The organism is Psychrobacter sp. AOP31-B2-9 (genome assembly GCF_052378005.1).
Lineage (GTDB): Bacteria > Pseudomonadota > Gammaproteobacteria > Pseudomonadales > Moraxellaceae > Psychrobacter.
The window spans coordinates 1-5,816 of sequence record NZ_JBQSXG010000170.1 but is presented as its reverse complement, the minus strand read 5'-3'; the positions used below and the strand labels follow the sequence as shown (position 1 = coordinate 5,816).

Genomic DNA, 5,816 nt, shown 5'->3' with positions numbered 1-5,816 from the left:
TTCAAATAATTTCGATACAAGGAAACTGAGTGTAATCTATACATTAGTATGGTCAGCGAGGATGACGATGTAGCGGATTTATATGGATTTGACTATAGAATTTCTCAAACAAGTACTTTCTTCTGCAGAGCATACCTTACAGCCAAAAGAAAACCCCAACCTTTAGAATTGAGGCTTTCGAGTGTGATGAGCTATTTATTTGAATGGCTGTTTTTAGTCGTGTCAAAGTAGATCAATTATATTTCGGTTTCTGTCGTAGCCATGCTTATCTAATATCAAGTCATATAACCAAGCTGTCTACAAGCAGTTGAATACTAGTATTTAATGCATCATTAGCGAACTTCTTATTTCTTAGACTATGGTTAGAAACAGCTTCAGTTTGTGTAGAAAAATCAGAATAGTGCTGAGTAACCGCCCAAATATGGAAAATTAAATGGATAGCAGAAACAGGTTTAATCTTATTTTCTGCGACCCACCCATCAATTACTGCTACCTTTTCTCTAACTAAAGACTTCAACGGTCCTTTTAATACGGGCATCAAGTGAGGCGCGCCCTGCATAATCTCTAACGCATATAATCTTGAGGCAGCAGGCGATTTTTTTGAAACTTTATACTTTTCTTCAATATAGGTTTTCAGAGCCTCTCTTGGGTCTTGGTTGATATTCATCTCGTCTAAAGGTGATAGCCACTTGCTAAGCACCCTTTCTAAAACAGCAACATAAAGAACCTCTTTACTTTGGAAGTAATAAAATATATTGGATTTAGATATATGAGCTTCTTCAGCAATTTCTTCCATTCGAGCCCCGTTCAAGCCCTTTTGGGAAAATACGATCAATGCAGAATTGATGATATGTTCTTTCTTTTTCAATACCTTTGCACTCACTTCTGTCTCTTCTCTTAGCGCGTATTCTCTCACTGTATGGTTCCTCATCACAAAGTTATATAAACCTAACTTTAAATGATAGTTGATTTAATTTAAAAAAGGGTCAAAACAACCAAATATAAATCTCATTGAATGAGCAAAGTAAATACATCAATAGTGGTTAATATCGTATGGGTTTATGAGTCCATTGAATAGATAATGGACCGTCAACCAGTAGTCTCTTTGCTGCTTATTTAGCCCAAAAACCATCTGAATTATCACCAAAAATTCATTTTTAATCATTTGTGCACTTCTGCACTATTTTATAACATTTTGCACCACTTTATAACACCTTGCACTATTTTTCCGCATTTTTTTGGACCATATGGTCTAAAAAAATATGAGTGTAAAAACATTAAGCATTTGATAAATAACAATAAAATAGTATGGCACGGGTTTTGCTTTATAAAAAACGTAAAAGATTTTATTTCTTTTATAGCTTTTTTCTTTTCTCGTCAAACTTACAGGTGAAATTATGGAAATAGGTATTTTTTGTCCGATTGGTAACAACGGCTGGTTAATTTCAAAAAATGCGCCGCAATACAAGCCAACATTTGAGCTTAATAAGCAAGTTGTACAAAGTGCTGAAAACTATGGTTTTGATTTTGCGCTTTCGATGATTAAGCTACGCGGCTTTGGCGGAGAGACAGAGTTTTGGGATTATAACCTTGAAAGCTTTACCTTGATGGCAGGGCTAGCTGCAGTCACGTCCAAGATAAAAATCTATGCCACATCGGCGACCTTAGTCATGCCACCTGCAATTGTCGCAAGAATGGCATCGACGCTTGATAGCATCTCAAACGGTCGGTTTGGATTGAATGTAGTGACTGGCTGGCAGCAAGCAGAATATGGACAGATGGGGATGTGGCCAGGTGATGACTATTTTGGTAAGCGCTATGACTACCTATCTGAATATGTGCAAATATTAAGAGATCTTTGGGCGACAGGACAATCTGATTTGAAGGGCGAGTTCTTCCAGATGGATGACTGTCAAGTGAAGCCTATTCCCAAAGGGGACATGAAAATTATCTGTGCAGGTCAGTCAGATACAGGTTTAGCATTTTCTGCAAAATATGCTGATTACAACTTTGTCTTTGGTAAAGGTCTAAACACGCCAACTGCCTATGCTGGTATTAATGATAGGTTAAAGGTACAAACGGATAAGACGGGTCGCAACGTTCCGACTTATGTCCTCTTTATGGTTATTGCAGATGAGACCGATGAAAAAGCCCAAGCAAAATGGCTCTCATACAATGAAGGTGCAGATTTTGAAGCCATCGACTGGTTACAGTCACAAGGCGGCAAAGATAAAACATCAGGTAAAGATACCAATATTCGCCATATGGCATCAAGTGTGTCACCAGTCAATATCAATATGGGTACGCTGGTCGGCTCTTTTGAAAATGTGGCCAGCATGTTAGATGAAATTGCCGAAGTAGAAGGCACTGACGGTGTGCTACTTACCTTTGACGATTTTGTACAAGGTATTGAAGATTTTGGTAATCATATCCAACCCCTTATGACGAGTCGTATCAACGTCGATACTCCAGTGGCCAGCCAAGCTGTCAGCCCAGCCTAATCAAAGGAGCGAATATGAACTCGGTTAACACAATTTGTGCAGATTTTACCAAAGAATCCTCTCCTGTTTTGGAGTCAGTACCTGAGTCTATTAAGTTAGATCCATCGCAGACGGCACTGATTGTAGTGGATATGCAGAACGCTTATGCCAGTCAAGGTGGTTATCTAGATTTGGCTGGGTTTGATGTCACAAAGACCAAACCTGTCATAGATAAGATAAAGCAAGCCGTGGATATTTCCCATCAATCTGGCATACAGGTCATCTATTTTCGAAATGGTTGGGACAATAAATACGTAGAGGCTGGTGGTAGTGGATCGCCTAATTACCATAAATCAAATGCTTTAAAAACCATGCGCAAAAACCCCGAAATTGACGGAACATTATTGGCAAAAGGTGGCTGGGATTACGAGTTAGTCGACGAGCTTAGCCCTGCGCCTCAAGATATCGTCATAGATAAGATTCGTTATAGCGGCTTCGCTAATAGCAACTTCGATAGTGTACTGCGATCACGTGGCATACGTAACTTATTACTCACTGGTATCGCGACCAACGTCTGTGTTGAATCTACGCTCAGAGATGGGTTTTTCCTTGAGTATTTTGGGGTTCTATTAGATGACGCTTGCTATCAGGCAGGACCCATAGAGGCTCATGAGGCCACACTCTACAACGTAAAAAACTTTTTTGGTTGGGTTTCTGATGTTGCGAGTATGCAGCAGTGTTTTTCAGATAACTAATGTTTTAAACAGCCAGCCAAGCAACCAAAACCTACACCAAAACCAAACGCTTAACATTTAATTTAACCAGCATAGGAATATAGATATGTCTAAACAAGTCGTTATACCTGAAGGTACCAGCAAACCATTAGCACCTTATGTACCCGCTACCAAAGCCGACAATATTGTTTATGTCTCTGGGACTTTGCCTTTTGATGAGAACAATGACGTCGTACATGTGGGTGATGCAGCCGCCCAAACCCGCCATGTTTTAACGACGATCAAAAACGTTATTCAAACGGCTGGCGGGGATATGGATGATGTGACGTTTAATTCAATTTTTGTAAAAGACTGGGCAGATTATGACGCTGTCAATCAAGTCTATGCAGAATTTTTCCCTAATGAAAAACCAGCCAGATTTTGTATTCAATGTGGGTTAGTCAAACCAGAAGCCCTAGTCGAAATCGCGTCGGTAGCACACATTGGATAAGAAGTATTATTTAAAAATAACTGCAGTTAGTGAATTCAAGGTTACCTAACATTTAACCGTAGTAGGGCGCTTTAGTTGACTACATATGTGGTGGGATATTGTTTAAAAGGAAATGACAGATGAATACAGCAATGAAAGAAAGCCAAGTAACGCAATCCTCATTAATGAAACATAAATCTAAAGCATCATTAACCTCTACGGCAGATCACTTAACCGACATGCAGCAAACTTTTAGAGATGCGATGAGCAAGTTGGCTGCTGCAGTCAACATCATCACCACTGAAGGTCCAGCAGGGCGTGCAGGATTTACAGCCTCAGCGGTATGTAGTGTCACTGATGAACCGCCAACCCTATTAGTATGTCTAAACAGAAGCGCTTCTGTATATAATTTTTTCAAAGAGAACATGGTGCTATGCGTTAATACCCTTGCTCTTGAGCATCAAGATTTAAGCGGTGTGTTCGGTGGTAAAAAAGCTCTAGAAGAAAGGTTTGATCAAGGCAGTTGGTCGACTCTATCAACGGGATCACCTGTATTAGAAGACGCCAGTATTTCTTTTGATTGCAAAATCAAACTCATTAATTCGGTAGGAACTCACGATATTCTTATTTGTGAAGTATTGGATATCAAACACAAGCCTGATTGTGAAAGTCTCATATATTTTAATAGAGGCTATCACCAATTGAGTAAGTGCAAAAAATAAGTATCACACTTTACTTTATAAGGATATTTAAAATGGATAAATGGTTTGTGAAATGGCGTCCATACACTGGAGACCTAGAAACAACACCGGTAGGTATCAACGAATATTTGCCAATGGGTAAAAGTGTGGTTTTAGGTGCACAGCATTCATTTGCAATGTTTGGTGCAACTATCTTAGCCCCTTTACTGATGGGGTTTGATCCCAGCCTAACTATGCTCATTACAGGTATAGGCACGATACTCTTCTTTCTTATTACTGGCGGTCATGTCCCCAGTTATTTAGGCTCGAGCTTTGCATTTATAGGCGCGGTCGTCGCAGTAACAGGATATAGCGGCACTGGTATCAATCCAAATATTGGCATTGCTCTTGGCGGTACGTTGGTCTGCGGGGTTTTATATGCACTGATGGGTCTGCTGGTGATGAAGACAGGTGCAGAGTGGATTGAAAACTTGATGCCCCCTGTTGTCACTGGGTCCATCGTCATGATTATTGGGTTGCACTTAGCGCCTGTCACGATACAAAGCGTCATCGGCAATAGCTTTGATTCTTGGATGGCGTTGGTCACTGTGTTGTGCATCTGTGCAGTCGCCGTATTTACCAGAGGTATGGTAAGACGCTTGTTATTGTTGATAGGACTAGTAGCGGCATATTTTGTTTACTTCCTCTTAACCAATGTCATGGGTATGGGTACACCGATTGATTTTGCGCCAGTAGCGAATGCTGCTTGGTTCGGTATGCCAACTCTATATTCTCCTGTATTTGAAACCAGTGCCATATTAGTTATTGCACCTGTATTTATCATCCTAATCGCCGAAAACCTTGGACATTTCAAAGCAGTAGAAGCCATGACTGGCAAAAGCATCTCACCTTATATGGGCAGAGCCTTCTTCGCTGATGGTCTGTGTACCACACTCTCGGCCTCGGTAGGTGGTACTGGTATGACGACCTATGCAGAAAACATCGGCGTGATGGCTGCGACCAAAATTTACTCTACAGTCGTCTTTGTCATAGCGGGTGTTTTCGCCATTCTGTTGGGTTTATCCCCCAAGTTCGGCACCTTGGTTAGCACCATTCCTGTGGCTATTTTGACAGGTGCTTCAATCGTCGTCTTTGGTTTAATCACGATTGCTGGCGCACGTATTTGGATGAATGCAAACATCGACTTTAGTAAGAATGGCAATATGTTGGTCGCTGCCGTTCCAGTCATCCTAGGTACTGGTAACTATTCGCTAAACATTGCGGGTTTTGATTTGGGTGGTATTGGTACAGCGACTTTTTTAGCCATTCTGATGAACCTCGTTTTTAATTCTAAAAACAAACAAAAAGAGGTGAGCGTGACCCCTGAGGAAGAGGTCGTTACACCAGAGCCGCTCATGAAACTCAATACATAAATTTAAACGCCTGTTTTATA

At 40.6% G+C, this 5,816-nt stretch carries 6 protein-coding genes; 5 read left to right on the top strand and 1 reads right to left on the bottom strand.

Going from position 1 to position 5,816, the window contains the following annotated elements; all coding sequences use genetic code 11:
• Positions 1 to 280 precede the first annotated feature (280 nt).
• Positions 281 to 916, bottom strand: coding sequence for a TetR family transcriptional regulator C-terminal domain-containing protein (locus ACT3SX_RS13515; RefSeq protein WP_442063165.1), 636 nt, complete (start codon positions 914 to 916; stop codon positions 281 to 283).
• A gap of 481 nt (positions 917 to 1,397) precedes the next feature.
• On the opposite strand from ACT3SX_RS13515, the gene rutA reads away from it, so the two are divergent.
• From rutA to ACT3SX_RS13490, 5 genes are all read left to right on the top strand, one after another.
• Complete coding sequence (gene rutA / locus ACT3SX_RS13510) at positions 1,398 to 2,501, top strand: pyrimidine utilization protein A (RefSeq protein WP_442063167.1); 1,104 nt, start codon at positions 1,398 to 1,400, stop codon at positions 2,499 to 2,501.
• A gap of 14 nt (positions 2,502 to 2,515) precedes the next feature.
• Entirely contained in the window at positions 2,516 to 3,235 is a 720-nt protein-coding gene (gene rutB / locus ACT3SX_RS13505) for a pyrimidine utilization protein B (protein WP_442063170.1), read from the top strand.
• 85 nt (positions 3,236 to 3,320) lie between these two features.
• Complete coding sequence (gene rutC, locus ACT3SX_RS13500; protein WP_442063173.1) at positions 3,321 to 3,704, top strand: pyrimidine utilization protein C; 384 nt, start codon at positions 3,321 to 3,323, stop codon at positions 3,702 to 3,704.
• A gap of 119 nt (positions 3,705 to 3,823) precedes the next feature.
• Positions 3,824 to 4,405, top strand: coding sequence for an NADH-dependent FMN reductase RutF (rutF, locus tag ACT3SX_RS13495; protein WP_442063175.1), 582 nt, complete (start codon positions 3,824 to 3,826; stop codon positions 4,403 to 4,405).
• Between the two features lie 23 nt (positions 4,406 to 4,428).
• Positions 4,429 to 5,796 carry a solute carrier family 23 protein gene (locus ACT3SX_RS13490; protein ID WP_442063178.1) on the top strand — a complete coding sequence of 456 codons (1,368 nt, stop codon included), beginning with the start codon at positions 4,429 to 4,431 and terminating at the stop codon, positions 5,794 to 5,796.
• Positions 5,797 to 5,816: the final 20 nt, after the last annotated feature.

Bases quoted from the DNA above. Each gene is read 5' to 3' on its own strand.
- rutA (WP_442063167.1), top strand. From the start codon at position 1,398: ATGGAAATAGGTATTTTTTGTCCGATTGGTAACAACGGCTGGTTAATT.
- rutC (WP_442063173.1), top strand. From the start codon at position 3,321: ATGTCTAAACAAGTCGTTATACCTGAAGGTACCAGCAAACCATTAGCA.
- rutB (WP_442063170.1), top strand. From the start codon at position 2,516: ATGAACTCGGTTAACACAATTTGTGCAGATTTTACCAAAGAATCCTCT.
- rutF (WP_442063175.1), top strand. From the start codon at position 3,824: ATGAATACAGCAATGAAAGAAAGCCAAGTAACGCAATCCTCATTAATG.